General features: G+C 73.9%; 3 protein-coding genes. All 3 read left to right on the top strand.

The window, feature by feature from the left end; all coding sequences use genetic code 11:
• Positions 1–1,489 (top strand): tetratricopeptide repeat protein (locus PSH25_RS24425; RefSeq protein WP_238661296.1); only part of this gene is annotated, 1,489 nt, incomplete at its 5' end.
• A 217-nt stretch (positions 1,490–1,706) separates the two neighbouring features.
• Positions 1,707–2,210: a hypothetical protein gene (locus PSH25_RS24420; RefSeq protein WP_238661295.1), complete on the top strand. Its 504-nt coding sequence runs from the start codon at positions 1,707–1,709 to the stop codon at positions 2,208–2,210.
• 30 nt (positions 2,211–2,240) lie between these two features.
• Positions 2,241–3,293 (top strand): serine/threonine-protein kinase (locus PSH25_RS24415; protein ID WP_238661294.1); only part of this gene is annotated, 1,053 nt, incomplete at its 3' end.

Here is a 3,293-nt window from a genome sequence, read left to right as displayed (position 1 = left end):
CCGGGCGGTGGTTCCGCTCGGCGTCGCCGCGCTCGGCCGGGCCGCCCGCCGGTCGCTGTCCGCCGGGGAGCCGGCGATGGCCGTGGAGTACGCCGAGCGCGCCACCGAGCTGGCCCGCGACGGGGTGCCGGCGGCCGATCAGGTGGTGCACGCCCGGGCTCTGCTCCAGGTCGGCCGGGTCTCCGACGCGTTGGCGTACGCCGAGAAGATCGCCGCGAACGCGGGGGACGAGGTCACCCGGGTCAGCGCCCTGCTGCTGGCCGGGCAGGCCCAGGAGACCCTCGGCGACCAGGGTCGGGCGGTGACCGCCTGGCAGGAGGCGTTGCAGGTGGCCACGGCGGGTCAGCTGCCCGTCCAGCGCGCCACGGCGATGCGCCGGCTCGGCATGGCCGACTTCGTGGCCGGGCGGTTGAGTCAGGCGAGCAGCCGGTTGGCGGCCGCGTACCAGGTCAGCCTCGGCGCGCAGGACCGGCGCGGGCAGGCGTGGTCCCTGCAGAACCTGGCCTGGGTGACCACCACCCGGGGTGACTTCGCCGGCACCGACGCGGTGCTCGGCCGGGCCGCCCGGCTCTTCGCCGAGCTGAAGGACCCGTACGGGCGGGCCTGGCTGCGGGGCACCACGGCGTTCGCCCGGTTGCTTGCCGGCCGTCTGCGCGAGGCGTGTCGGATGGCGCAGGTGTTCCTGCCGTTCGGCGAGCGGGTCGGTGAGGCGTGGGCGGTGGGCACGTTGCGCGCGGTGGCGGCGTTCGCCACCGCCGAGCTGGGTGACCTGGCCGAGGCCGACCGGGAGGCCCGGCGGGCGTACCGGGAGTTCGCCGCCGCCTCCGACGACTGGGGGCGCGGGTTCGCCCTGGTGGTTCGGGCGGTGGTGGCGCGCGGGTTGGGCGAGCCGGAGCACGCGGCGGACCTGCTCACCGACGCCCTGGCGTACGCGGAGCGCACCTCGCACCCGCTGCTCACCGGGATGGCCGGCACACTGCGCGGCTTCGTCGCGTTGGACATGGGCGACTGCGAGACGGCCGAGCGGGTGGCCCGGGCGGTGCTGACCGCCGTGGAGCCGCACAACCCGCAGGCCCCGGCGCAGGTGGCGCCCCGGGTGCTGCTGGCCACGGCCCGTCTCGCCGCCGGTGACTCGGCGACCGCGGTCGGGCTGCTCGCCCCGGTGGCGACGGCCGCCGCGAACGCGCCCTCGCTGCTCTTCTCCCGCCGCCAGACGATGGCCCAGTACGCTGCGGCGCTGCTCGCCCACGGTCAGCGGGAGCAGGCGTTGGACTGGGCCCGCCGGGCGGTCACCGCACCGGCCGAGGACGTGCGCAGCCAGGTGATCGCGGCGAGCGTGCTGGCCGAGGCGTTGGCCGCCTGCGGGCGTCCGGCGGAGGCGCTGTCCTGTGCGGGAGAGGCCGTCCGCCTGGCGTACGCCACCGAGCAGCGCAGCGAACGAGCCGCAGCCGACGCCCTCCACACCCGCCTAACCACAGCCCAGCTCTGACCCCCTGCTGCCTGCTCCCTGCCCCCTGCTGTTGATCAAGAGGTTTGCGTCAGGATTCGGGCTTCCGGTGACCGAAAGCTCTTGATCAACGCGGCCCCGGGGGTGGGGCAGGTTTTTGCCGGTTTTGGGGATGTGGTGGTCGGGGGGAGCGGCTAGCGTGTCACCACCGCGTACGGGTCCACTGTGGTGACCGTCGCCGTGCCTGGGGAGGCCCTTCATGAAGCTGCCGCGATCCATCGCGGGCTGGACCATCGCGGTCTTCGGCGTGTTGGCGCTGGTGATGGGCGCGGTTGGGCTGCTCTGGCCGGAGGCGCAGCTGCGCATGCTCGGGTTCGAGGTGCCGGCGACGCGGGCCGTCGGTGATCACACCGGGACGTTCCTGCTGGCGTCCTCGATGGCGGCCTTCAACATGGGCGTCTACTACCTGCTCGCCACGGTGACCGAGTGGCGGGTGTTCTACCGGTTCACCGTGGTCTTCCGGCTGGTCACGTTCACCGTGTTCACCATCGCGGTGCTGGCCGACATCGCCCCCGACCGGTTCTTCGGGGTGGCGGCGTGGGAGGGGCTGGGAGCGGTGGCCACCGCCATCGGTCTGCGGCTGGATGCCCGCCGGGGCATCCCGGCCGGCAGGGACGGATCGTCCGAGGGTGCCGACACGGCTGCGGTCGCCGAGGAGGGTACCGGTCCCACCGGTGCCGCTCCGGCGGACGCGGTGCGCTGAGCCATCGGTCGGGTTGGGTATTTTCGAGCGGTGACCGACACCCCGACCGGCGGCCCACCAGTGCCGATCGTGCCCGGCCTGACTGATTTGCGAGTCTTTGCCCGGGGCGGGTACGCGACCGTCTACCAGGCCACCCAGATCTCCGTGGGTCGCGAGGTCGCCGTCAAGGTGGAGAACCGGACGCTGGACAGCGAGCGGGATCAGGCCCGCTTCCTGCGCGAGGCGCGGGCGGCCGGCCGGATGTCGTCACACCCGCACGTGGTGGACCTCTTCGACGTGGGGGTCACCGTCGACCAGCACCCCTACCTGATCATGGAACTCTGCGACGGCTCGTACGCCGAACGGATGCGCACCTCGCCGCTGGGCCCGGTGGAGGCCCGCGACCTCGGCATCAAGATCGCGGACGCGCTGGCCCACTCGCACGCCGCCGGGGTGCTGCACCGGGACGTGAAACCGGCGAACATCCTCTACTCGCCCTTCAACTCGGCGGTGCTCGCCGACTTCGGGCTCGCCGTCCTCGCCGAGCACCGGGACGCCTCGGTCACCCTGGAGGTGCTCACCCCGGCGTACGCGCCGCCGGAGATGTTCAGCCACAGCCCGCCGTCGCCGGCCGTCGACGTGTACGCGCTCTGCGCCACCCTCTACGCGGTGATGCACGGCCGGCCGCCGCGCTGGCAGTCCGAGCGCAACCCGAGCCTGGTCACCGTGCTGGAGATGTTCAACCAGCCACTCCCCGCCCTACCCGGGGTGCCGGACGAGCTGATCGACGTGCTGCGCGCCGGCATGGCCAACGACCCGGCCGAGCGTCCCTCCGCCCTGGAGTTGCACGACCTGCTCACCAACCTGCCACTCGGCTCGCCGGCGGCACCGGTGAGCGGCGCTCCGGTCAGCGGTGGCGCGACGCTCTCCGGCCCGTACGCGGCCAGCCAACCGGTGCCCCGCCCGCCCATCGAGGACACTCAGCGAGCGGTCCCCGCCGGTCGGCGTTGGCGGCGCTGGCTCTTCGGCGGCGCCGGGGTGCTCGCGCTCGCCGCCCGGACGGAAGACCGTCGTGTCGGGGAAGAGGTGAGATCCCGGTGGTCG

The organism is Micromonospora foliorum (assembly GCF_022229015.1).
In the GTDB taxonomy this organism is placed as follows: Bacteria; Actinomycetota; Actinomycetes; order Mycobacteriales; family Micromonosporaceae; genus Micromonospora; species Micromonospora foliorum.
Note: the sequence above shows the minus strand (reverse complement) of the source record. Positions and strands in the feature narration are given on the sequence as shown.

Excerpts from the sequence above, each read along its gene's own strand:
- PSH25_RS24420 (WP_238661295.1), top strand. The coding sequence starts at position 1,707 with ATGAAGCTGCCGCGATCCATCGCGGGCTGGACCATCGCGGTCTTCGGC.